We start from the raw sequence: 24,603 nt of genomic DNA, 5'->3' as shown, positions 1-24,603 counted from the left end.
AAAATGAGCAGATGACTATTTCACAGCACCAAAGGTGAGACCACGAACCAATTGTCGCTGGCTGAGCCAGCCAAAAATGAGAATGGGGGCGATCGCCATGGATGAAGCGGCGGAAAGCTGCGCCCAAAACAACCCCTGAGGACTGGAAAAGGACGCAATGAAGGTTGTCAGTGGAGCAGAACGAGCCGTCGTTAAATTCAGACTCCAAAACGCTTCATTCCAGGACAGAATGATGGCAAGCAACGCCGTTGACGCAATTCCGGGCAAGGCCAGAGGTAACAAAACATGAAAGACTTCTTGCTGGGTAGAAGCACCATCCATGCGTCCCGCTTCCAAAATGTCTTTGGGCACATCTTTGAAGAAGGTGTAGATCATCCAGACCACAATCGGCAAATTGATCAGGGTGTAAATGAGGGCAAGGCCGATACGCGTATCTAAAAGGCCAGAATCACGAAACAGAATATAAATGGGTACCAGCACGCCAACCGGAGGCAACATCTTGGTTGATAGCATCCACAGCAAGGTTCCTTTCGTGCGTTTAGTGGGAAAGAATGCCATGGCATAGGCGGCAGGAATCGCCAGCAGCAGCGCTAGCAGGGTAGAGCCGACAGAGATCACAACGCTGTTCATAGCAAACGCGAAATAGTCTGCCCGTTCTTGAATGTTGACGTAGTTCTCTAGCGTCGGCTGGAAGAAGATCTGAGGCGGTAGGGAAATGGCTGCGGCTTCTGTTTTTAAGCTCGTTAGAAACATCCAGAAGATCGGGAAAAACAGGATACCCGCTGCTAACCAGCCCAATAGGGTAACGAATAAGCGACGATAAAGCTTAGAAGCCTGTGGTGACGTTGGTGCCATGATTAAATATCCAGCTAAACATCCAGATTGCGGGCAACGAGACGCATCAAGAAAATTGCCACAATGTTGGCAAGGACGACCGCAATTAACCCGGCAGCAGAAGCCCCACCCACATCAAACTCAAATAGCGCTCTGACAAAGATGAAATAGGCCAGGTTGGTGGTTGCCAATCCTGGGCCACCTGATGTAGTAACAAAAATTTCGGCGAAAATGGTTAGAAAGAAAATCGTCTCGATCATGGCGAGAACGGCGATCGCCCGACCCAGATGGGGCAACGTGATATACCGGAAAATGTCGGTTGCTTTGGCTCCATCCATCCGTGCCGCTTCAACCTGTTCGTGATCCAACGATTGAATAGCGGTTAGCAGAATCAATAAGGCAAACGGGAGCCATTCCCAGGACACAATTAAAATAACCGACAGCATCGGGTACTGGGAAAACCAGTCGATCGCCCCTAATCCCAGGGAGCGAGTAACATAGGCAAACAGGCCGTTGACTGGATGCATCAGCAGGTTTTTCCAGATCAAGGCGCTCACGGTTGGCATCACGAAGAAAGGAGCGATCGCCAGTAACCGGGCAATACTGCGCCCCCAAAATTCCTCATTAAACAACACTGCCAGCAAGGTGCCTAGCGCGATCGTGATAACCAGTACAGAACCAACCAGCACCAGCGTATTGTAGATAGAAATCCACAACGAGGAGGTGGAGAGCAAAGAGGTATAGTTTGCCAACCCTGCGAAGCCGCTGGCATCTGGATTGAGGAGGTTATACCGCTGTAGCGAAAACCACAGCGTCATTACCAATGGCACAATCATCCAGATCAGCAGAACAATGACCGAAGGCCCAACCAGGGGCAGAGTGGCTACCTGTCGCGTTGAAGTCGCTTTGTTGTGAGGCTTAACTGCCAGGGTAGAAGACATAGCGTCAGGAGTAATAGAATAGTGGCGACCGTGATACGGGTAGGGCTAACTGACTAGAGGTGCAGATCCTGGTTCTAGCGACAGCCCTCATTAGTTTGGGAGGAAGGGCAGACATGGAGCCTGCCCCGTTAACGTCAGGGACTTACCAGAATAAGCCCTACATCATAAACGCTTTACTGGATATATCCGGCTCGTTGCATAGTCTGCTCAGTGGTGGTTTGCGCTTGCTGCAACGCCTGATCCACAGACACCTGCTTCGTCAATGCGGCAGCAACCGTTTGCCCAACCTGGGTACCCAACGCTTGAAACTCTGGAATAGCGACAAATTGAATGCCCTGATACGGCACTGGATCAACCGTTGGTTTGCTGGGATCGGCAGCCTGAATCGAGTTCAGCACGATCTCAGCAAATGGAGCCGCTTCTTGATAGCTCGGATTATCGTAAGTGGATTGCCGTGTTCCCGGAGGTGCTGCCACCCAACCCCGTTCTTCTGCCACCAGTTGAACGTATTCCTGTGAGGTGGCCCATGTGATAAATTGCTGCGCGGCTTCTGGCGATCGCGTAGAGGAGGGAATGGCGAGAGACCATGCCCATAGCCAGTTTGAACCATTCGGATAGTCTGCAACTGGGGCACGAGCAAAGCCAACCGTATCAGCCACTTGTGACTCATCCGGATCGGCGAGCTTACCCGCTGCCACGGTGGCATCAATCCACATACCGCAATTACCCGTCGAGAACAACGCTAGATTTTCATTGAAACCATTGGAACTGGCTCCTGGTGGGCCATACTGTCCGAGCAGATCAACATAATAGGTTAACGCTTCATTCCACTCAGGGCTGCTTAAATCGGGCTGCCAATTTGTATCAAACCACTTGCCACCAAAGGTATTAACCAGCGTGGTGAAGAACGCCATGTTCTCGCCCCAACCGGGTTTGCCACGTAGACAAATCCCATACACTCCATTAGATGGGTCGTGAATTTGCTCTGCCCACTGCCTGACCTGGGTGTAGGTGGGCTGCTCTGGCATCGTGATACCGGCTTCCTCAAATAAATCGGTGCGGTAATACAGCATGGAACTCTCGGCGTAGAAGGGTAGCGCGAAGAGTTGATCTTCATAGGACAACGCTTCACGCACCGGCGGCAAGATGTCTTCTACGTTGTAGTCCTCTGGCAGATTCTCCAAGGGCAATAGCCAACCTTGTTTCGCCCAAATGGGTGTCTCGTAGGTGCCAATGGTGAGGATGTCGAATTGACCACCACGGTTAGCAATGTCGTTGGTCACACGCTGGCGCAACACGTTTTCCTCTAAGACAACCCACTGCAAATTGATGTCAGGATGGGCTTCTTCGAACTGACTTGAGAGATCCTGCATGATGACCATGTCGTTGTTATTGACCGTGGCGATCGTCAGCGTAGTGGTTCCGCCCTGTTGAGACCCGGTTGCACAGGCATGAAGCTGCACCAGCAAAATTCCCGCCAGAAAAGCAGCGATCATTCTGGTGAAGCGAAATGTACGCATCGGATGACTCCTTTTATTATCAAAAAGTAAATTAACAGTTGTTGATACTATGCCCTTTGCTTGAGCATTTGCTCAATAATTGAAATCATACCGTCCTTCCCCTGCGGACTGAGCAGTTCCAGGACATTTGCAACATATATTTATGAGAAACAGAGGCAATAATGAAGGCAACCTATGAGTTTGCTGGCAAAACCATCCTGATTACAGGAGGGGCTGGAGATATTGGACGCGCTACGGCACAACGCTTTGCTGCCAATGGTGCTGGCGTTGTTCTGCTGGATTTAAACACGGAAAAGATGGCAAACGTTGTTCACGAATTATCACGATTCCAGGTACCAGTTGTAACCTTCTGTTGCGATGTCACTCATTCTGGCGAGGTGAGGCAAGCGGTTGCTAGCGCAGCCGAGCAGGTGGGGCGAATTGATTACGTCTTCAACAATGCCGGGTATCAGGGGGTGTTTGCCAAAACCGATGAGTATCCTGAAGATGACTTTCAAACCGTGATGGATATTAACGTGCGCGGTGTGTTTCACGTGCTGAAGGCAGCAGCACAACACATGCGAGACGCAGGAGGTGGAGCGATCGTCAACATGGCAAGTTACGCTGGAGTCGTTGGCCCTCCTAACATGGTGGCGTATGCGGCCTCCAAGTTTGCGGTCATTGGCATCACTCAAACCGCTGCTAAAGACCTGGCTCCCTATGGTATTCGGGTCAATGCACTATCGCCCTCGCTCATTGGGCCGGGTGTGATGTGGACACGGCAAACTGAATTGCAGGCCGCAGTTGGCTCGCAGTACTTCGATGCAGACCCTAAGGTGGTAGAGCAGCAGATGATTGGTTCAGTGCCAATGCGCCGTTTGGGCAGTCTCGACGATGTAGCGAATGGAGTTGCTTTTTTGATAAGCGATGAATCCAGCTATGTGACTGGGTTTAACCTGGAGATTACAGGTGGACAGTAGGTGGAAACCAGAGACAGCCAATGGTTCAACCTTGACGCTATACACTTGTATTCGGGTCTCGCTCTGATGCAGCACGGGCTGCTTACAGCAGGGTTTCTTCAAATCAACGTTTTAGGAGTGCAACCGTAACAAAAGTTACATATTTCGTGGGCAAAAAATCTGCCTTTAGATGTATGCCCAATCGGTAAATCGTGTTTAACACGCCTTTTCCTCAACTGCAATGAGAGAACCTGAATGGAACGGCGCGATCGCAAATTAGATCAGGCTGCCCATGCGGCCTGGCTTTACTACATTGCTGGCAATACCCAGGAGGAAATTGCAGCTAAGCTCAACCTGTCTCGTCAGGCGGCACAACGCCTGGTGGCATTGGCAGTGAGTGAAAAACTGATCAAGTTTCGGCTCGATCACCCCCTCAGCGACTGTATTGCCCTGGCGGAACTACTGCGCGACAAATTCGACCTCTCGCTATGTGAAGTCGTACCCACCGATGCAGGCAGCGGCGAGGCTTTGAACGGAATTGGCGTTTGTGCCGCCACGCATCTGGAATCCTATTTGGTGAACAAGACCCCCAGCATTATTGCGTTTTCCTCTGGGCGCACCTTGCGAGCCGTGGTAGAGCAGATTCCATCCATGCACCAACCGCAGCACAAAATTGTGTCAATCATTGGCAACATGTCTCAGTATGGGCGTGCCGGACGGCATGAAGTGGTGATCCATCTGGCGGATCGAGTCGGTTCCCAGGTGTATCCAGTGCCGACGCCTGTGGTGGCAACCAGTGTTGAAGAACGGGAACTGTTGCAAACGCAGCGATCGTTCCTGACCGTCAAGACTTTAGCAGAGCAAGCCAAGTCTACGTTTATCGGCATTGGCCAGGTGGCGTGGAATGGCCCCTTACATCAAGATGGTTTCATTAATGATCAGGAGGTTACTGAACTGATGGAACTGGGTGCGATCGGCGAGATTGCAGGATGGGCCTACGACCAGCAGGGTGTGTTGCTTCAAGAGGGCACCAATACCCGTGTTGCCAGTGTTCCGCTAGAGCAACCAGCCCAACGTCTGATTGTGGGGGTTGCAGGCAGTGCCAAAAAAGCCGAAGCGATTCTGGCGGCTCTGCGAGGCAAGCTGATTACAGGTCTAATCACCGATGAAGCAGCAGCTCAAGTGATTCTGGCTAAACGTTAAGGATTGCCAGGTGAACTGGATGCACTACTACGCAGAGTGTTTGATCGCGGCTCTGAACGAGTATGACCAACCACGATGCTGCTGTTGCAGTAATTCCCCACCGTACGCTTCAGGCACGCTGGCACCCTGCCGTCCATGCAAACATTAGGGCAAGATGATATCGGCTAAATGCCTCTGATGCCGCCACCGCTCACGTTCATCGCTGTGCCGCTGATCCAATCGCCCGACTCGGCCAACAGGTAGCTCACCGCACTGGCTACGGGTTCTGGCCCCACAATTCCCAGCGGAAAGGTTTGCTGGTACTGGTCTTTCTCTTCCTGGGTCATATTGATGTCGGTACCCGTGCCGATCATGCCGGGTAGAATGCAGTTAACCAAAATGCCGTAAGCCTCAAGCTGTGTTGCAAGGCTGTTGGTTAGCCCAATTAAACCCGCCTTAGCGGCCGCATAGGCCGGAGTATGGTCAGGAAACGGTCGCCGCGCCGAGATCGAGCTAATGGTCACAATTTTGCCGCTGCGCTGTGCCATCATGTGAGGCAAAACCGCTTGAATCATCCACCATTGGCCGTTGAGGTCTACATCAATGACTCGGCGCCAGTCGTCCTCTGTGATTTCCCAGGCCAAGCCAGGAGGAGCATCAAGACCCGCCACATTTACCAGGGCATCGATACGGCCAAAATCGTGCAGAATTGAGGCGATCGCCGCTTTTACCACTGTCGTATCGGCAATATCAACATAATACGACTTAGCGTTTACGCCAGTTTGGGACAGGCTGGTTTGCACAGATGCCACCTTATCTCCCTGAATATCTGCTAACGCCAGGGTTGCGCCCTGCCTGGCTAGATGCCGCGCAACACATTCCCCAATGCCCTGTGCGGCTCCAGTGACAATAACAACTTGGTTAGCGATCGATTGATTCACAGGATCTCCCATTTTTAAGAATCAGTAGGCTGGTTAGCCGCGTTCAGCGTGTATCAGGCACCCGCGTCTATAGGCATCGCAACAAAGAATGACCCAGTTCTGCCAACGAGACAACAGAGTGAACGTAGGTATTATTCCAGATTAGGCGATCGCCGCAATCACAAAGATTGAATCAAGACACACCTGAATTAGCAACCGGAGGTGATGAAAAGGGACGAGACACGGTAGGCTGACGATCAGCAGTTAGTACATCATATTGATACCATGCTGAAACAAAACGTCAGCCGTATTCGTTGGAGGTTTCTCACTGCTCCCTGGCAAGAAGCCGATTGGTTTCTGTTGCTGTTGGTGCTGGGTTTAACGGTGCTGGGTAGCTTGATGATTCGCAGTGTTGGGCTAAACCAGGACTGGATCGATTGGAGACAGCACTGGATCATCGGTGTCGTTGGGGTGCTCCTGGCGCTGGCGATCGCTCAATGGCGCTACGAAGTCATGCTGAGATGGCATTGGCTGATCTATGGCATCACTAACCTGTTGCTGTTGGCAGTGATGGTGGTGGGCACCACTGAACTGGGTGCCCAACGCTGGATTACAATTGGCGGCTTTAACATTCAACCGTCTGAGTTTGCCAAGGTTGGGCTAATTATTACCCTGGCCTCACTGATTCAGAAACGGTTAATTTCCTCAGTTGCTCAGGTTGCTCGAATTCTAGCGGTTGCAGCGGTTCCCTGGGTACTGGTGTTTCTTCAGCCGGATCTGGGCACTTCTCTGGTCTTTGGTGCCATAACCTTCGGTATGCTCTACTGGGGCAATATGAACCCAGGTTGGCTAGTTCTCCTTTTTTCTCCGTTAATCTCTGCCATATTGTTTAGCGCCAGCCTCCATGTCTGGTTTGTCTGGGTTGGCATTGTCGGCATTGTGGCATGGCGATCGCTGCCCTGGCGGTTGGTTGGCACCATTAGTGCAACCACGATTAACTTGATCGCAGGTGGAATCGGTCACTTGCTGTGGGAGTTGCTGCACGATTATCAGCGCGATCGCCTGATTCTCTTTCTTGATCCACACCGCGATCCGCTGGGTGGAGGATATCACCTGATTCAATCTCGCATTGCGATTGGGGCAGGTCAGCTGTTTGGTCAAGGTTTAAATCAAGGAACCCAAACCCAGCTCAATTTCATTCCAGAGCAGCATACCGATTTTATTTTTTCAGCCATTGGCGAAGAATTGGGGTTTGTAGGAGCCCTGGTCGTTTTGCTCATCTTTTGGCTCGTTTGCTTGCGGTTGGTGATTATTGCCCAAAATGCCAAAGATAATTTTGGGTCGCTGTTGGCGATCGGTGTTTTGTCGATGCTTGTGTTTCAGGTTTTGGTCAACATTGGCATGACGGTAGGGTTGGCTCCAGTGGCGGGTATTCCGTTACCCTGGCTCAGTTATGGGCGATCGGCACTGTTAACTAATTTCATTGCCATTGGGTTAGTCGAATCGGTCTACAATTACCGCAAACGGCTCAAATTTTAAGCCATTGCTGAATGCAGGGCAGAGAACACCCATTACAGCAGTTCTCAATCGAGTCAGCCACAGTCTCGCCAGGATGGGTGCGGAGTGTAGGGTTTGAGGCGTGGTGAATGCAAATGAAAATGGCTGTAAGAGTGGGTCGTTATCGGGTAGTGGGTCATTATCGGGTTAAGATCTCAGCGAGTGCCGCCCCCTTGCCGCCGTTCTGGAATGCCCCGATTGGGTGGCACAAAGTCAGCCGCGATCGCCCCTGCCAGCGAAGGGGATACGATCGTGGGCTGATCCAAATCAACCAGAGCCAGAGCCGGGGATAACACCGGGCTGAAGAGTCCTAGTTGCAGCAGAGCCAGCAGCAGACTAGCAGTAAGGTTGCGGCTCATCATAATCCTCAAACGCCAGAAACATCTGAGGATCAATAGGGTGGTGTTTGAAAAACTATGCGAGGCGATCGCCCATCGTACCGCTCAAACCAGCGCTGGTTTAATCTGGATTAGAATATGTGTCATCAACCAGGGTTCGAGGGACGCGCCAGCCTAGCGTAATTGCCCGTGTTGCCATAAATAGGGTCAGGGCAAACCACAATAACTGAGTGCTGGGAAACTGCCAGGCCGCGATCGCCATCGGGACACAGCCCACAATAGCGGCTGCCAGGGTCGATTGCCGCAACGCTCGCCCTTCGGTTAGCCCCAGAAAATAGCCGTCGAGCATATAGGCCAGGGAACCAAACCCCAACACTGGCAGCAACCACCACACCGAACGACGAATTTGAGCCAACACATCCGCATGGCTGGTCAGCAGACCAAACAGTGACTCCGGCAGCAGAATAAACCCAACAGCAAAGGCCAGTCCCAACAGTAAGCTAATGCTTCCTGCTAGCCGCACCAACGACGATAACTGCGCGATCGATCGTTGCCCGCGAAAGGTGCCAGCAAAGCTCTCTGTGGCAAAGGCTAACCCATCAACAAAATAGGCGGCTAACGATACAACCTGCATTAGCACGGTGTTAGCGGCTAATATCACGGTGCCCAACGTGGCGCTAATGTTGGTAAACAGGGCAAAGGTTGACACCAACGCAAAGGTGCGGATTAAGATATCGCGGTTAAGCGTAAAGGCAGCCTTTAATGCCACCGGGTCAATAATCTGCTGCATCAGAGAGGAAGATGGGGCGAATACCGCAGTGGGTGCCAGACGCGATCGCAGTTGGGGCAGTTCATACCAGATAAACCCTAAACCCACCCACACCGCCAAATACTGGCTCATGGCTGTAGCCGCACCCGCACCCGCACTCGCCCAGCCCAACTGAGTAATGAACCAGTAGTCTAATCCCACATTGGCACCGCTAGAAACAGCAGACAAAACGAACACTTTCCCGCCCTGCTCGCGGCCTAAAAACCAACCGATTAGCACAAAGTTGAGCAACGTGGCGGGTGCCCCCCAGATCATTGCGTCATAATACGCCTGACCCGACGCTTTCACCTCTGGAGTCGCACTCAACAGCACAAACCCCAGCTCTCTAATCGGGTATTGCAACAGTAAAATAATTCCTCCCAGGACGATGGCAATGCTGGCATTTCGTACCCCAATTAGCATCACCAGCCAGTCGTCTTGCCGTCCTTGCGCTTGAGCAGTAGTTCCCGTGGTCGCCATGCGTAAAAAGCCAAACGTCCAATAAATATAGTTAAATAGCACCGTTGCCAGTGCCACACCAGCCAGATGCCGAATATCGGCTAAGTGACCGAGGAACGCCGTGTCTACTAATCCGGCCAGGGGAACTAATAAATTAGCCAGGATATTGACCAGAGCCAATCGAAAAAAACGCAGACGAAATTGAATTGGGGTCATTGCAAAAGCGGTAGATGCCAGAGGTAATACGGTCGCTTGATGAGAAGAAAGTCATCATATTGTCACAATTGAACGATCGCCTATTTCTCCACTAAAAATAGAGTGGAACGAAAAAATAATGCCTTCAATTGAGATGAACTTAGCGTTAACACAACGCTGGTTTCTACTAATTGATTGTTGATTCTTCCTGTTAACTTTCATGTCATCTTTGTTTATAGCCCTGCCCCAAGCAGGTGAATTTTGCTTAAAAAACTGGCTTTTTGATTGAATTCGCGTCAGAAGGAATAAGCCTAAAGACATATTTTCTCTACACTACAAATTAATTTATTTTTCTGCCGCTGTATTCGTTCCAAAATGGAAAAATGTAGAGCTTTTGACGATAAAAGTCATGTCACCAGGAGTATTGATTCTTGTGGCGGTGCTGGGTATTGCATTGCTGCTATTTCTCGTTATTGGTTTGCGACTACAAGCATTTGTTTCACTATTAATTGCCAGTTTTTTCGTGGCCTTAGCAGGGGGAATTCCGCTCAACGAAATCACAGGGGTGATCCAAACCGGGATGGGAAACACCCTGGGATTTATCGCCATTGTGGTGGGCTTGGGTACCATGTTTGGCGAGATGCTGCGAGTTTCGGGTGGAGCAGAACAACTGGCTCGAACGCTGGTCGCTAAGTTTGGTGAAGATCGAGCGCAGTGGGCATTGGGCTTAACCGGATTTTTGGTCGCCATTCCTGTGTTTTTCGACGTGGGCTTGATTATTCTAATCCCGCTAATTTATGGCTTGGCAGAACGGACGAAGAAGTCTCTTCTGTATTATGCAATTCCGCTGGCGGCAGGGTTGGCGATCGCCCACAGTTATATTCCTCCAACGCCCGGCCCGGTTGCCGTTGCCTCCTTATTGGGTGCCGACTTAGGCTGGGTCATTTTGTTTGGTATCATCGCTGGCATACCCGCCATGATCATTGGTGGTGTCCTCTTTGGCAAATACATCGGCGGTCAAATTCATCTCACGGTTCCTGAGTACATGAAAATTGAACAGGAGCGAGATGAAGGGGCAGAAGATGCCGTTATGGCAAAACAAGCCGCCATCGAACCACCCAGTTTTGGGCTGTTGGTGACGCTCATTGCCGTTCCCCTGGTGCTTATCCTGCTCAATACCATTTCGGGCATTTTGCTGCCAGAAGGGAATGTTGTTCGCAATCTGCTGGGTTTCATTGGACACCCGTTTGTGGCGCTGATTGTTGCTGCACTGCTCTCGTTCTACTTCTTGGGTACGCAACGCGGTATGACATCCAGCGAGATTCAGCGAATTGCTACTAAATCGCTAGAACCAGTTGGGTTGATTATCCTGGTCACTGGCGCTGGTGGGGTTCTGGGTCGAGTTCTGGTAGAAAGTGGTGTGGGGGAAGCATTGGCGGGTGCTATGGCCACCTTCAATCTACCGATCATCGTATTGGCGTTTCTGCTGGCAACGGCAGTGCGCGTTTCCCAGGGTTCGGCAACCGTTTCAATGGTAACGGCGGCTGGCCTGGTTGCCCCCATTCTACAAACTGGTACCTACTCAGCGCCTCTGGTGGGACTGGTGACGATCGCCATTGCCTCCGGTGCCACTGTTCTTTCCCATGTGAACGATTCTGGTTTCTGGCTGGTTAGCCGTTACTTAGGCATGAGCGAAAGTAATACCCTTAAATCATGGACAGTAATGGAAACCCTGATTGGGTTAACCGGGTTCATTGTTGTCTTGATCATTAGTTTCTTTGTGTGAGGAACCGAGAGAATGGCCTACTTTATTGGCATTGACATCGGAACAACCAGTACAAAAGCGATCGTCTTCTCTGAAACCGGAGTGATGAAAGGCATCGCAAACTACAAGTATGATTTGCTCGCTCCCAAACCGGGTTGGTCGGAACAAGATCCGGAGGAGCTGTTTAAGGCGGTCGTGACAACGATTCGCGATGCTATTCAAACGACCAATTGTTCTGCTCAAGAGATCGGAGCCATTGGCGTTAGTTCGGCCATGCACAGCTTAATTGCCGTGGATGCCGACAACTATCCGCTGACCAACAGCATCATTTGGGCGGATAGCCGCAGTTTTGCCCAGGCGGAGCGGCTGAAGCAAGACGATACGGGTTTCAAGATCTACCAGCGCACCGGAACGCCAATTCATCCCATGTCACCGCTGACCAAGCTCATGTGGCTGCGCGACAATGAACCGGAGCTGTTTCGTCAAGCGGCGAAGTTCATTTCGGTTAAAGAATACGTTCTTTATCAGCTCTTTGGCCGCTATGTGGTGGATTACTCGATCGCCTCAGCCACGGGATTGTTTAACCTCACCACGCTGGATTGGGATGCAGAAGCGCTGGCGATCGCTGGAATTCATCCCGGTCAGCTCAGCGAATTGGTGCCAACGACCTACATCCTGCGTGGCATGAAGGCACGATGCGCTGAAATGACTGGCTTAGATCCTGACACGCCGTTTGTGGTGGGAGCCAGCGATGGCGTTTTAGCGAACCTGGGCGTTGGTGCCATTTCCCCGGATCAAGTTGCCATCACCATTGGCACCAGTGGGGCGGTGCGGATGGTTGTTCCCCAGCCTGTTACCGATCGCCAGGGACGTACATTCTGCTATGCCCTGACGGAAAACCACTGGGTGATTGGCGGCGCAACCAACAGTGCGGGTATTGTGCTGCGCTGGTTCCGCGATCGCTTCTGCCAGGTTGAGGTACAACGTGCCGAGCGAGAACACCTCGATCCCTACGACATCATCATTCAAGAAGCGGCTACCGTTCCGGCTGGGTCGGCTGGGTTATTGTGTTTACCCTTCTTGTCGGGAGAACGTGCGCCTCACTGGAATACGGATGCCAGAGGGGTGTTCTTTGGGGTGGCACTGCACCACGAACGGGCACACTTTATTCGTGCCGTGCTGGAAGGGATTCTCTATGCGGTTTACGATGTCACGGTGATTCTACAGGAGTTAGGCGGCGACAGCCATACCATTCGCGCCTCTGGCGGGTTTGCTCGATCTAAAGCGTGGCGGCAAATGATGGCCGATCTGTTTGGTTACGAAGTTCTCGCGCCAGAAGTGTATGAAGGCAGCGGGTTTGGAGCCGCTGCCCTGGCTATGCACGCCGTGGGAGCGTTGCCCAACCTGTTGGATGTGCAGGGGTTGATTCGCATTACCGATCGCCACCAGCCTGATTTAAAGCTGACGCAAACCTATCACTCCCTGTTTGAAAGCTATCGTCGCCTTTACAATGATCTAGTCGATGAGTTTAGCGTTATTGCAACGTATCAGCGGCAAGCTAGCGGCTTAGATTAGGCGATCGCCCATTATGACAGAAGCAGAAACCATTAAGCTCGACCAATTCCTCAAATTTGTTGGCGCTGTGCAATCGGGAGGCGATGCCAAAGTACTCATTCAGTTTGGTGAAGTAGAAGTGAATGGCGAGACGGAAACTCGACGCGGACGCAAATTAGTAGATGGCGATCGAGTTTCTGTCTCTGGTCAACTCTTTGTGGTGGAATTTGGCGAACTTGAACTGTGAACCAGCTCTATTGAACCTGCCTCAAACGGGCTGAGGTACCGTTTGCAGAATGCTGAGGGCAACGGCTTCCGCCACCTTAATGCCGTCAATGCCTGCCGATAGAATGCCCCCTGCGTATCCGGCTCCTTCGCCCGCCGGGTAAAGACCTGCTGTATTGAGGCTCTGGTAATCGTCCCTGCGCTTAATCCGAATCGGTGATGAGGTACGGGTTTCTACTCCAGTGAGAACGGCATCGTTCATGGCGAATCCGTTGATTTGTTTGTCAAAAGCCGGAAGCGCTTCCCGAATGGCGGCGATCGCATAATCTGGTAGGCTCTGGCTCAAATCACCCAGACGCACCCCCGGTTCGTAGGACGGTTTAACGCTGCCTAGCGCTGTAGAGGGGCGATCGGCCAGAAAATCGCCCACCAGTTGCCCCGGTGCCTCATAGGTGCCGCCACCCAACTCAAACGCCCGTGATTCTAGCTGGCGTTGCAGAGCCATTCCGGCTAATGCATGGCCTGGGTAGTCATCTGGCGTGATACCAACGACGATCGCGCTGTTGGCATTGCGCTCATTGCGCGAATATTGGCTCATGCCGTTGGTTACAACTCGCCCTGGCTCCGAAGCGGCGGCAACCACCAGTCCACCCGGACACATGCAGAAGCTATAAACAGAGCGACCGTTTTGGCAATGGTGAACCAGTTTGTAATCCGCAGCTCCCAGGAGCCGATGCCCTGCATAGTCGCCAAACCGACAGCGATCGATCAGGGTTTGCGGATGTTCCACCCGAAAGCCGATCGAAAACGGCTTCGCTTCGATGTATACCCCCCGGTCGAACAGCATTTCGAAGGTATCACGGGCACTGTGACCCACCGCCAGAATCACATGCTGGCTGTCCATTTGTTCTCCACTGTCCAGAATGACTCCCTGCACCCGTCCGTTTTCGATCTGGATGTCTTCAACCCGACTTTGAAAGCGAATTTCGCCACCCAGCGCTTCAATCCGGGCGCGGATACTTTGAACAATACCAACCAGCTTAAAGGTGCCAATATGCGGTTTGTTGACATACAAAATCTCAGGTGACGCTCCGGCATTCACCAGCTCTTCGAGTACCTTACGCCCATAGTGCTTTGGATCTCGCACCTGGCTGTAGAGCTTGCCATCCGAAAAGGTACCCGCACCGCCTTCACCAAACTGGACGTTCGATTCCAGGTTAAGTTCGTCTCTTTTGCGCCAGAAAGCGAAGGTATCGGCGGTGCGATCGCGCACCCGTTTGCCGCGTTCCAAAATGATCGGACGGAACCCCATTTGAGCCAGCAACAACCCGGCAAACATGCCGCAAGGCCCCATGCCAATCACAATGGGTCGGCTGGGTAACTGGCTGGGAGCCTGCGCCACCGGGCGATAGCGCAGGTCTGGTGTAACCATCACATGCGGGTCTTTTTTGCAGCGCTGAAGCAGACGCTTATCCTGAGTTGTTTCTACATCCAGAATGTAAACCAGGGTAATATCGTCCTTTTTGCGAGCATCGTAGCTGCGCTTGAAGATGGAATAGCCAATCAAATCGTCTGGAGCGAGGTGCAGCTTTTTGAGAATGGCCGCTTTGATGGCCTCTTCAGGATGATCGAGCGGGAGCTTTACTTCGGTTAGTCGTAACATACTCAAATCGGGCTGGGTTGCAAACAAAATAGCAGCATCATTCTCTAGTACAGCTCATATTTCATTAACTGACAGGGCAACGATCCGTTGTAGACTGCAATCCGCTGCGAAGATTTAAGTCCAATGAATTGAGACAGTTCCTTGTTGCCACTCAGCACAAATGCCGTCCAGCCTTTGAAGCGTTGTTTTAGCACGTCGCCTAACTGCTTGTAAAAGGCTCCCAGGTCGCTGTCTCGCCCCAGCCGTTCGCCATAGGGTGGGTTGCAGAATAACACGCCGCTGTCGGTGGGGGCAACAACATCGTTCAGGTCGATTTGCGAGAACCAGACATGATCCAATACGCCGCAGCTTGTGGCATTGGCGATCGCCTGCTCAATCACGCCTTCATCGCGATCGCTTCCCCAAATGGGGGCGGGTAGGGTTTCTCGCTGGCTGTCTTCTGCCTCTCGAATCAGGTGTTCTAGCAGATCCAGATCGAAGTCGAGCCAGGTTTCAAACCCAAAACGCTCACGAAACAGCCCCGGTGCAATGTTGAGCGCTTTTAAGCTGGCTTCCAGGGGTAATGTGCCGGAACCACAGAGCGGGTCATAAAACATTTGCTCTGGTTGCCAGCCAGCCAGTTGAATCAGCGCTGCTGCCAGCGATTCCTTTAAAGGAGCAGAACCCACAGCAGGACGATACCCTCGGCGGTGCAGGCTATTACCAGAACTGTCGAGGCTCACCGTACACAAATCGCGATCGATGTGAACCGTAATCCGCACATCCGGGTCTTGCAGTTCTACGTTGGAGCGATCGCCCAACCTGTCTTGCTGCTGGTCAACGATCGCCTTTTTTACCTGGAGCGCCGTGAAGTGAGTGTGGTTGAGGTGTTCATTTTTACCTGTCGCATTGACGGCCAGCGTCAGGTCGGGGGTTACATAATTCGACCAGTCGAGGGTTTGAATGCCGCTATAGAGATCGTTGGCATCGTGGCAGGGAAACTGATGAAGTTTCATCAGAATGCGGAACGGTAACCTGGCCCACAGGTTGACCCGATACAGTAGGGTGCGATCGCCCTCAAAAGCGGCACCGCAAAATCCTGGCTCTACAGAACGAGCACCCAGTTGCTCTAATTCCTGAGCCGCAAGTGATTCTAATCCCCGAGCAACCGTTGCAAAATACTGACTCATACTCGCTATAAACTGATCTGCGCTGCCATTTGTTTTGAACTCAGTATCCATGATCTCCAGCAATACTGCTTCAAGCGGGGAGACTATTCTTTCTTCGCATCCCATGCGGCAATCGCCTTCTATAATCTCCCTGAAGATGAGTGGCAAGCAGCATGGTTCGGTGTAAGGTTTGAAAGATCTAAAGCGAGAGCCTATTATGCAATCTTGAGGCAGCGGTAAAGGTTAGACAACTGGACTAATAACCTCAAGCAGTGGCAGCGGAGACACCAGGAGTGGAACGTGAGAATCCTGATAGACAACAGGCGCAACCGACTAGGGAAGAGCTTCTAGCCGAAGTTAACGCATTGCGCCAGCAAGTGGCTCGTTTGGAAACGGCCACCGCTCAGGCTTTATCACAGCAGCACCCTCACCCATTGCCGCCACCAACCAATACTATTTTAGAGAGCATTAGCGATGGCTTTGTCAGTTTAGATCGCCAGTGGCGCTATACCTACGTCAATTCTCAAGCGGAATATTTGCTGGGTAAGCCCAAAGCGGAACTGCTGGGTAACAATGCCTGGGATATATTTCCTGAACTGGTGGGCACTCGCGGCCACACGCTGATTCAACAGGCGATGGCAGAGCAGAAGGCGATCGCCTACGAGGAATTTTATCTCACGTTCAACAAATGGATTTCAGTCCGGCTGTATCCATCACCTCAGGGCATGTCGATTTACTTTCTGGATATTACAGAACAAAAGCAAGCTGAGGAGCAAATTCAACGCTACGCTGACATCGTTAAAAGCACCCAACTTGGTTTGGCCGTTTGGCAGTTGCAGGATTTAGACAACCCCGATTCACTACAATTGCTGCTGGCGAACCCGGCATCCAATCAAATCCTTGGTACCGATTTTGAAGCGTTGGTTGGCAGCACAATCGCGGAAAGCTTTCCATCGCTGGCAGGCTCCAATCTTGTGCGAGAGTATGCCGAAGTCATCAAAACAGGGCAAACCAAAGACATCGACGAAGTGCATTATGATGACGAACGGATCAGTGGAGTGTTTTCGATCAAAGCGTTTCCGTTGCCAAACCACTGCGTCGGGGTAGCCTTCGAAAGCATTACACAGCGTCGGCAAATGGAAAAAGCGTTGCAGGCTGCAATGCAACGGCTGGTCTTTCATGTGGAAAATACACCGCTAGGCGTGGTGGAATGGGACTGCCAATACCGCGTATCGCGCTGGTCGTCGCAAGCGGAAGCTATTTTTGGCTGGACGGCTGAGGAGGTGTTGGGGAAACGTCCTGACGACTGGAATTTTGTCTATCCTGCCGATCGCCCCCAGGTGCATCAGGCGATCGCCCAACTCCTGTGTGGACAGAACCAGCGTAACCGTCTGGAAACCCGTAACTTTACGAAATCTGGTGCGGTGATTCACTGTGAGTGGTACACCTCTGCCCTGTTTAATGAGCAGGGAAACTTTGAGTCTGCGCTGTGTCTGGTGCTGGATGTAACCGAGCGGAAGCAGGCAGATGCTAACCTTCAGGCAGCCAATCAGCGAACTCTGGATATTTTAGAAAGCATGACTGAAGGCTTTAGCGCCTTTGACGACCAGTGGCGCTACACCTATTTGAATCTTCGAGGCGAAACCATTTTAGGAGTGAAGCGAGACGAAATTATAGGCCGTAGCATTTGGGACGTATTTCCAGATACCGTCTCTCTCTCGTTTTACAACGAATTCAATCGTGCCATGCATGATCAGGTTGCGGTTCACTTGGAAGAGCATTACCGTCCCCTCAATATCTGGTTAGATTGTCATGCCTATCCGTTAGACGGGGGTGGCATTTGCGTATATTTCCAGGACATCACCAGCCGCAAGCGCATGGAAAACACGCTGCAAACGAGCCGTGAGCGGCTGGAACTGGTGTTGGGAGCGTCTGAGCTGGGAATCTGGTTTTGCGATTTGCCGTTCGATCACTTGGAGTGGAGTAACACCTGCAAGGAACACTTTGGCCTACCGCTTGATCTAGAGGTCACTATTGAGCAGTTCTATCAATGTCTCCACCCGGATGATCGAGAGACAACGCAACAGGCGATCGAGCAATCGATTCTCAACCACAACAGTTTCGACACCATCTATCGCGTCATCACTCCCGATCAGCAAGTGCGCTGGATTCGAGCAATTGGCTCTGCCTTTTATGACGAGAAAGGTAAGCCTATTCGATTTGACGGCGTGACCGTGGATGTGACCCGCCAACAACAGCAAGACGAAGAACGGCTGCGGCTCTACAAGGCAGAACGAGTCGCCCGCGAGCTGGCTGAATCGGCAAACCGCGTGAAAGATGAGTTTTTGGCGGTGTTGTCCCACGAGCTGCGATCGCCCCTAAACCCCATTTTGGGCTGGTCACGGCTGCTGCGATCGCGCCAGTTAGATAAAGCCACAACCGATCGTGCCCTGGAAACAATCGAGCGCAATGCCAAACTGCAAACCCAATTAATTGAGGATCTGTTGGATATCTCTCGCATTTTGCAAGGCAAGCTCAGCCTCAGCATTGGCCCTGTTCACTTAATACCCGTCATTGAGTCGGCCATTGAAACAGTTCGGTTAGCCGCAGAGGCTAAGTCTATCCAAATTCAAACTGTATTTGATCCACAGGTGGGGCGAGTGGCAGGTGACCCCACCCGTCTCCAGCAGATCGTTTGGAATTTGGTATCTAACGCGGTAAAGTTCACGTCTGCGGGGGATTCGGTTACGGTACGGCTAGACATCCAGCCAGACGAGAAGTGTCCAACGGCAGACCTGGCCGCTGCACCACATCCGGGATACGCGCAGATCACCGTAACCGATACGGGCAAGGGCATTCACCGCGATTTTTTACCCTACGTGTTTGATTACTTTCGACAGGCAGACAGCACCATTACCCGCCGATTTGGTGGCCTGGGCTTGGGGCTTGCCATTGTGCGGTATCTGGTTGAATTACACGGCGGCACCGTTCAGGCTGACAGTCCAGGGGAAGGGTTAGGAGCCACCTTTACCGTTAAGCTACCGCTGTTAAACCAAACGTCCTACTCTTTAGAGGAAACCCCATCCACTGCTCAAGTTGCTGCGGTTCAGCCATTACGGGGAACGTGTGTATTGGTCGTTGATGATGAACCCGATATGCGCGAATTTGCCACGTTTGTGCTGCAACAGGCAGGTGCAACGGTGATGACAGCCACCTCTGCCCATGACGCGTTGCAGCTTTTGGTGAACCACACGCCGGATTTGTTACTCAGCGATATTGGTATGCCAATGATGGATGGCTATACCTTGATGCGACAAATTAGAAAGTTGCCGATCGCCCAGGGTGGTAACATTCCGGCGATCGCGCTTACCGCCTATGCCGGAGAATACAATCAACGGCAGGCGCTTTCGGCAGGGTTTCAGCAGCATTTGCCCAAACCCATTGAACCCGATACGTTGATTATGGCTATTGCTCAACTCATTCGCACAACCTGAACCTCGTATTCCTCACCTGTCTTAGAGGATCAGGACATCGAACAGCCGCCGTTCAGCCGTTACGATGCCAGGTCAGACATGGCTGCTGTAGATGAGGCGCTATAGTGTCCCATTCTGCCGCGATACCATTTGTTGTCTTTTAGGCCAGTGGACAAAATGTTTGATATCCGGTTGCTAGCTTTATTGCGCGCTTCCTTGGGCATCTCATCCAGAAAAATAGTCTCCAAGAAATCAGGAATGCCAAAGATCTCCTTCGGCTGGTTTTGCAAAATAGTGGAAACGGCTGCTGGAAGAGAGGTTTGAGCAAATTCCTCTCGAACATATTTCTGCCAATTCTCGTCTTTTTTGGCTGCTCTGGTCGTGCGGGGCTTCTTCGCTGCACTGGATGTGCCACCAGATGATTGCGACTTCTGTGATGGAGTGGCTGTGGCGGTGGATTTCCCTGCTTTGGATTTTCCCGCACTGGATGACTCAGTAGCAGCCGTGTCTGCAGGGGGGCTCGCAAGGGCAGACGGAGTAGTGGTGGCTGGCGAAGTGGGTGCTTCACTGTGACCGAGTACGGCTGCAGCCGATGTCATTGCAGCGGGATTATGGTTTCCATTGAACATGGTAATCACCGACCCAAGGCTTTTTCGTTTCTGTTGAATGGATTCTAATTGCCCTTGCAGCTCAGCCGCATGAGCCGCAAGAGTAGCCTCTATTTCTAACAGTTTGGCAAGGGTCGGATCAGATACCTTGGCAGAGGGTTGAGTGCGATCGCTGTTGCTCATGGTTAAATTTCCTCACAACTGAACGATGATTTAATCGTTGATTCTAATGAAAGAACAGAACAATGATTTAATTTAAGTCAGATTGGTTTGAATGGAGTCAGCAAAATTCGATTCATTTCACGATAGTCTAAAACGCTCTCATTGATCACACCAATTGCTACCAATATGGATCTACAGCTTCAAGGTAAGGTTGTGCTTGTGCTGGCTGCCAGCAAAGGATTAGGCAGAGCAACCGCTTTACAGTTTGCCCGTGAGGGTGCAAACGTTGCCATTTGCGCTCGCAGTGAACTCATTGAAACCACTGCAACTCAAATTGTGGCTGAAACTGGAGCAGAAGTAATATCATTACGAGCAGATGTTACCGATTGTAATGATATCGATCGGGTGGTTCAATCCACGGTCGATCGATTTGGCGGGTTAGATATTTTAGTGACCAACTCCGGCGGCCCTCCCTCCGGGCAGTTTGAAGAGTTGCCAATGGCGGCCTGGGAGTCGGCTGTGAACTTACTCCTCATGAGTACGGTGCGATCGATTCAAGCTGCCCTACCTTACCTGCGTCAATCTACTGCTCCGGCCATTTTGACGATTACATCATCATCAACCAAGCAACCCATTCAAAACCTGATTTTATCCAACTCGATCCGTTTAGCCGTTGTGGGGCTAACCAAAACATTGAGCCAGGAACTGGCCAGCGATCGGATTCGGGTGAACAGCATCTTACCCGGCTGGACTTACACCCAACGGGTAGAAGAGTTGATTCAGTCACGAATGGCTAAAAGCGGGCGATCGCTCGATGCCGAGTTAGCGGCGGCCTCTGCCGCAATTCCGCTGGGGCGAATGGGAACCCCAGACGAATTTGCCAATGTTGCTGTGTTTCTCTGCTCTCCGGCAGCCGCTTATGTGAATGGCGTGATGCTGCAAGTCGATGGTGGTTTGCATCAGGGAACTCTATGAGGTCAGGTCATGATGCTGTATTCCATCATCGGGATGACCGTATATTAAGTGTCACTCCGGGTAGAGTTAACAACGGTCATACGTAATCCGGCAGCAGGGGCAAGGGTTAACCCCCGGCGGACGGGACGAACAGAACGAGGGTGGCTGAGTGCTAACTCAACCTGCGAAACAATGGTAGCCAACACCAGCTTCATTTCAAATTGAGCAAAGGCCATGCCAATGCAGCGACGGTTGCTGCCGCCAAACGGCAAATATTCATAGGGTGAAAACTGCCGCTCCAGGAAGCGCTCTGGCCGAAACTCTTTGGGGTTGGGGTACACATCAGGGCGTTGATGGGTCAGATAAATGCAGGGGAGCAGCCATGTTCCAGCCTCTAAGCTATACGTGCTGAACTGCATTGGTGCTTTCAGAATGCGTGGAAACGAAAACATGGCGATCGGATAAATTCGCAGCGTTTCCTGACAAATGGCTGTTAAATAGGGCAGTTGTGTAATTGCCATTGGGTCACCTGCCGCCACCGTTTTCAGTTCGTGCCGCAGCCGATGGTACCTATCCGGCTGGGTATAAACCCAGTACAGTGCCCAGCTTAAGGACGATGCCGTTGTCTCATGTCCGGCGACTAACAGGGTCATTAACTCGTCGTGCAGCTCTTCATCGCTCATCGGCTGACCTGCTTCATCCCGGGCAGACAGCAGCAATGAGAGAATATCGGTGCGGTTAGGGTCGGCAGATCTGCGGCGATCGCGAATTTCGGCATAGAGCAATTGATCGACCTGCTGTTTCAGCCGCAAAAACCGTCCCCACGGACTCCATTCCCCCCAGTCCTTTTGCAACGATGCGAAAAACAGAACACTGGCACTGAGCGGCGAACTAATCGAATCTAGCAACTGGGTTAACAGCCCTTTGAGTTGCTCCAGGCGATCGCCTTCAGATAAACCAAACACTGCTCGCAAAATCACGGTCAGGGTAATTGCCTGCATCGGCAACCGAACCACCAGGGACTCACCCACTGTCCATTGTTCAATCACCTGCTGCGTGATATCACCAATGAGCTGACCATACGTTCGCATTCGCTCACCATGAAAGGGAGGCGTTAACAACTGGCGCTGGCGCTGATGGCGATCGCCATCCAGCAAAATGAGCGACTGCTCTCCCAGCAAAAATCGCAAGATCTGATTCCCTTTACCCGAATCGAACCGCGCCGGATTAGCAAAAATGACCTGAAGATCATCAGGATGGCTGCACACAACCAGCGGCGCATTACCCGGTGCCGTCAGGGTAAATGTATCGCCAAAACGGTGACGATAGGTTTCCAGGGCTTCGGTCGGGCGAAACAGAGAATGAATGATTCTCAAAGACTGGGGAAGTTTGGGGCCAGCAGGCAAATTCATACCAGTACTCTGCCAGTAATATGCAATCTCCCTTCTATTGTCTCCCAGAATCCAGCATCGGGGGAATTGCCCGTGAGCTATTAACCTGGCAGCCATTGTTCTTAGGGCAAACCGTGTTTGGACTCCGCTCAGCACTCGCTTCCGTGTGGGGTGAGCGGAGTCGAACCCCAATCCCTTATGCCAAATCTTTTATTGCCGGGTTAATAGGGTCGCCATTGATTCGCTCGAATATTATCGTTGGCTAGCCGTGCTGTTTCGTCAATTCGCTTTGCTCTGGTTTCGGGCTTCTTGGCGATCGCAATCCACTCCAGAATGCCGCGTTTAACCGAACGGGGAAAGGCTTCAAAGTTGATCCGTGCTGATGGGTACGATGCCAGCGCCTCTTCCAGATCAGGCGGAATCTCCAATGCCTCGATCGCATCCAGGGCATTCCATGAGCCGTCTTGTTTCGCCGCTTCGACCTTTGCCAATCCAGCTTCTGCCATTAATCCCGCAGTCATCATCTTTTCAATGCGTTCTTTGTTCGGTTTCGACCACCCAGACCCAGCTTTTCGCGGCGCAAACCATAGGAGCGATCGCTCTGCATCCAGTGTATTGGGCTTGCTGTCTACCCATCCAAAACAAAGCGCTTCTTCAACCGCATCATTGTAATCAAAGCGGGGCTTTCCGGTCGCTTTTTTGTAGCTAACCAACCAGATTCCCTCGGTGCGAGTGTGATGTGTTGCCAGCCAATCACGCCATTCAGCCCGTGATAGCGGATGAATCGAGTTGTGTGGTGCATCCTGCATGGTGAAACCTCCGCGCTGCCGAACCAACTAATGGTTGAATGGCACTGAAATAAAGCTGCGCTATTAGTATAGACTGGGCTTCGACTACGCTCAGCCCCCACCAACGAGGGCTGAGCGTAGTCGAAGCCCGGAATGAACGCACTTATTTCAGTGCCATTCAACTAATGATTCAGCCAGATTAGTAGGTTGCCAACTCAAGAATTTTCTTTACTGTATTCTAGTTCGAACGTTTTATGCATAATGATTGCCGCAACGCTTTAAGTGTTGCGGCAAAGCGATCCAAGCTTTATTAGAGGCGATCGAGATAGACCAGAGACAGGGCAGCAATGCAATGCCTGCCCCAAAAACATTGCATTGCATCTCCAAACTTCATCCATGTATTCAGCAATACCCTTTAATTACGGGTGTTGCATCACGTCACGCTGAAACCAGTTGAGCAATTTTAGTACGAGCTGCTGCGATCGATCGCGCCAAACTTTCACTATCAACCTGATCATTCTCAACGTGGACAAAGGTAATATCAGTGATACCAATAAAGCCAAACACTGAGACGATGTAGGGATCTTGATGGTTCATTGACCCATAGCGCTCACCGGGGCCAAAACCAGAATCCCATCGTGCTGTGATCACAAACATTTTTTTACCCAACACCAGCGGTTTATAAGGGTTTTCCACGTCCTCCGGTTCATACGCCACCGTTCGCCCCATCCGCACAATCTGGTCAATGTACCCCTTAAACATCGTGGGAACGCTGAAGTTGTACATGGGAAGCCCAATGACATATATATCCGCCGCCAGGAATTCATCCACCAGTTGATCGCTGACGCGAATTGCTGCCTGCATTTCCGGGGTATGCTGCTCTGGTGGGGTGAAAGCCGCTGCAATCCACGGTTCATCTAGATGGGGAACAGGATGGCGACCCAGATCGCGATAGGTGACCATATCATCCGGATGCGTTTGCTTCCACTGTTCAACAAACTCCCTGGTCATGCGACGAGAGCGCGATCGCTCACCTCTGGGACTGGAATCAATATGCAGAATGTGTGCCATAGTTCCTCCGGCTGCATTACCCTTCCAGCCTAGAAAACTTCCCAACCCTCAGCTATCTAATTCCTGCGCCGCTGTCAAAAAATTGCGGTTAATTTTTCCAGCGTCTCAG

The 24,603-nt window shown here is 51.7% G+C and carries 20 protein-coding genes and 1 pseudogene; 9 read left to right on the top strand and 12 right to left on the bottom strand.

All coding sequences use genetic code 11. The features are described 5' to 3' along the window. Window positions 1-15: 15 nt before the first annotated feature. The 3 genes from IQ268_RS13385 to IQ268_RS13375 form a co-directional block, all read right to left on the bottom strand. Window positions 16-855, bottom strand: a complete 840-nt coding sequence (locus tag IQ268_RS13385) for a carbohydrate ABC transporter permease (protein ID WP_193879496.1) — start codon at window positions 853-855, stop codon at window positions 16-18. A gap of 14 nt (window positions 856-869) precedes the next feature. Further along, window positions 870-1,775, bottom strand: coding sequence for a carbohydrate ABC transporter permease (locus IQ268_RS13380; RefSeq protein ID WP_193879495.1), 906 nt, complete (start codon window positions 1,773-1,775; stop codon window positions 870-872). A 173-nt stretch (window positions 1,776-1,948) separates the two neighbouring features. Beyond that, on the bottom strand, window positions 1,949-3,295 hold the full coding sequence (locus tag IQ268_RS13375; RefSeq protein WP_193879494.1) for a sugar ABC transporter substrate-binding protein: 1,347 nt from the start codon (window positions 3,293-3,295) through the stop codon (window positions 1,949-1,951). A 161-nt stretch (window positions 3,296-3,456) separates the two neighbouring features. Here IQ268_RS13375 and IQ268_RS13370 point away from each other — a divergent pair, with 161 nt between their 5' ends. Both IQ268_RS13370 and IQ268_RS13365 read left to right on the top strand, forming a co-directional pair. Continuing rightward, window positions 3,457-4,254, top strand: coding sequence for an SDR family NAD(P)-dependent oxidoreductase (locus tag IQ268_RS13370; protein ID WP_193879493.1), 798 nt, complete (start codon window positions 3,457-3,459; stop codon window positions 4,252-4,254). Between the two features lie 234 nt (window positions 4,255-4,488). After that, window positions 4,489-5,436 carry a sugar-binding transcriptional regulator gene (locus IQ268_RS13365; RefSeq protein WP_193879492.1) on the top strand — a complete coding sequence of 316 codons (948 nt, stop codon included), beginning with the start codon at window positions 4,489-4,491 and terminating at the stop codon, window positions 5,434-5,436. A 164-nt stretch (window positions 5,437-5,600) separates the two neighbouring features. Here IQ268_RS13365 and IQ268_RS13360 read toward each other — a convergent pair whose 3' ends face one another. Beyond that, the gene (locus IQ268_RS13360; RefSeq protein WP_193879491.1) at window positions 5,601-6,356 is read right to left on the bottom strand and encodes an SDR family NAD(P)-dependent oxidoreductase; all 756 of its coding nucleotides are present in this window, start codon (window positions 6,354-6,356) and stop codon (window positions 5,601-5,603) included. 264 nt (window positions 6,357-6,620) lie between these two features. On the opposite strand from IQ268_RS13360, the gene rodA reads away from it, so the two are divergent. Beyond that, window positions 6,621-7,874 carry a rod shape-determining protein RodA gene (gene rodA / locus IQ268_RS13355; RefSeq protein WP_193879490.1) on the top strand — a complete coding sequence of 418 codons (1,254 nt, stop codon included), beginning with the start codon at window positions 6,621-6,623 and terminating at the stop codon, window positions 7,872-7,874. A gap of 173 nt (window positions 7,875-8,047) precedes the next feature. Here rodA and IQ268_RS13350 read toward each other — a convergent pair whose 3' ends face one another. Both IQ268_RS13350 and gntT read right to left on the bottom strand, forming a co-directional pair. After that, entirely contained in the window at window positions 8,048-8,254 is a 207-nt protein-coding gene (locus tag IQ268_RS13350; RefSeq protein WP_193879489.1) for a hypothetical protein, read from the bottom strand. A gap of 97 nt (window positions 8,255-8,351) precedes the next feature. Beyond that, a complete protein-coding gene (gene gntT, locus IQ268_RS13345; protein WP_193879488.1) occupies window positions 8,352-9,713 on the bottom strand; it encodes a guanitoxin biosynthesis MATE family efflux transporter GntT in 1,362 nt (453 codons plus the stop codon). Between the two features lie 388 nt (window positions 9,714-10,101). On the opposite strand from gntT, the gene IQ268_RS13340 reads away from it, so the two are divergent. The 3 genes from IQ268_RS13340 to IQ268_RS13330 are packed head-to-tail and all read left to right on the top strand — an operon-like array spanning window position 10,102 to window position 13,258. Continuing rightward, window positions 10,102-11,478 carry a GntP family permease gene (locus IQ268_RS13340; protein ID WP_193879487.1) on the top strand — a complete coding sequence of 459 codons (1,377 nt, stop codon included), beginning with the start codon at window positions 10,102-10,104 and terminating at the stop codon, window positions 11,476-11,478. 12 nt (window positions 11,479-11,490) lie between these two features. Next, the gene (locus IQ268_RS13335; protein ID WP_193879486.1) at window positions 11,491-13,032 is read left to right on the top strand and encodes a gluconokinase; all 1,542 of its coding nucleotides are present in this window, start codon (window positions 11,491-11,493) and stop codon (window positions 13,030-13,032) included. 13 nt (window positions 13,033-13,045) lie between these two features. Next, window positions 13,046-13,258, top strand: a complete 213-nt coding sequence (locus tag IQ268_RS13330) for an RNA-binding S4 domain-containing protein (protein ID WP_193879483.1) — start codon at window positions 13,046-13,048, stop codon at window positions 13,256-13,258. 21 nt (window positions 13,259-13,279) lie between these two features. On the opposite strand, the gene IQ268_RS13325 is transcribed toward IQ268_RS13330, so the two are convergent. Together IQ268_RS13325 and IQ268_RS13320 are read right to left on the bottom strand one after the other, a co-directional pair. Beyond that, window positions 13,280-14,899 carry an NAD(P)/FAD-dependent oxidoreductase gene (locus IQ268_RS13325; protein WP_193879480.1) on the bottom strand — a complete coding sequence of 540 codons (1,620 nt, stop codon included), beginning with the start codon at window positions 14,897-14,899 and terminating at the stop codon, window positions 13,280-13,282. Between the two features lie 44 nt (window positions 14,900-14,943). Further along, the gene (locus IQ268_RS13320) at window positions 14,944-16,068 is read right to left on the bottom strand and encodes a class I SAM-dependent RNA methyltransferase (RefSeq protein ID WP_193879554.1); all 1,125 of its coding nucleotides are present in this window, start codon (window positions 16,066-16,068) and stop codon (window positions 14,944-14,946) included. Between the two features lie 251 nt (window positions 16,069-16,319). Between IQ268_RS13320 and IQ268_RS33395 the strand changes: the two are divergent. Together IQ268_RS33395 and IQ268_RS33390 are read left to right on the top strand one after the other, a co-directional pair. Next, a pseudogene (locus IQ268_RS33395) lies at window positions 16,320-17,927 on the top strand (PAS domain-containing protein); the annotation flags it as partial. After that, complete coding sequence (locus tag IQ268_RS33390) at window positions 17,925-19,541, top strand: ATP-binding protein (RefSeq protein WP_370584661.1); 1,617 nt, start codon at window positions 17,925-17,927, stop codon at window positions 19,539-19,541. The pseudogene IQ268_RS33395 and the gene IQ268_RS33390, both read left to right, overlap by 3 nt. A 59-nt stretch (window positions 19,542-19,600) precedes the next feature. On the opposite strand, the gene IQ268_RS13310 is transcribed toward IQ268_RS33390, so the two are convergent. Beyond that, the gene (locus IQ268_RS13310; RefSeq protein WP_193879475.1) at window positions 19,601-20,311 is read right to left on the bottom strand and encodes a hypothetical protein; all 711 of its coding nucleotides are present in this window, start codon (window positions 20,309-20,311) and stop codon (window positions 19,601-19,603) included. A 165-nt stretch (window positions 20,312-20,476) separates the two neighbouring features. Between IQ268_RS13310 and IQ268_RS13305 the strand changes: the two genes are divergently transcribed. Then, on the top strand, window positions 20,477-21,265 hold the full coding sequence (locus tag IQ268_RS13305; protein WP_193879472.1) for an SDR family oxidoreductase: 789 nt from the start codon (window positions 20,477-20,479) through the stop codon (window positions 21,263-21,265). A 44-nt stretch (window positions 21,266-21,309) separates the two neighbouring features. Here IQ268_RS13305 and IQ268_RS13300 read toward each other — a convergent pair whose 3' ends face one another. The 3 genes from IQ268_RS13300 to IQ268_RS13290 form a co-directional block, all read right to left on the bottom strand. Then, on the bottom strand, window positions 21,310-22,656 hold the full coding sequence (locus IQ268_RS13300) for a cytochrome P450 (RefSeq protein WP_193879469.1): 1,347 nt from the start codon (window positions 22,654-22,656) through the stop codon (window positions 21,310-21,312). A gap of 200 nt (window positions 22,657-22,856) precedes the next feature. Further along, window positions 22,857-23,444, bottom strand: a complete 588-nt coding sequence (locus tag IQ268_RS13295; protein WP_193879466.1) for a YdeI family protein — start codon at window positions 23,442-23,444, stop codon at window positions 22,857-22,859. Window positions 23,445-23,861: 417 nt separating this feature from the next. Beyond that, a complete protein-coding gene (locus tag IQ268_RS13290) occupies window positions 23,862-24,494 on the bottom strand; it encodes an FMN-dependent NADH-azoreductase (protein WP_193879463.1) in 633 nt (210 codons plus the stop codon). Window positions 24,495-24,603 lie beyond the last annotated feature (109 nt).

It is taken from the genome of Oculatella sp. LEGE 06141 (assembly GCF_015207605.1).
GTDB lineage: Bacteria > Cyanobacteriota > Cyanobacteriia > Elainellales > Elainellaceae > Oculatella.
Note: the sequence above shows the minus strand (reverse complement) of the source record. Positions and strands in the feature narration are given on the sequence as shown.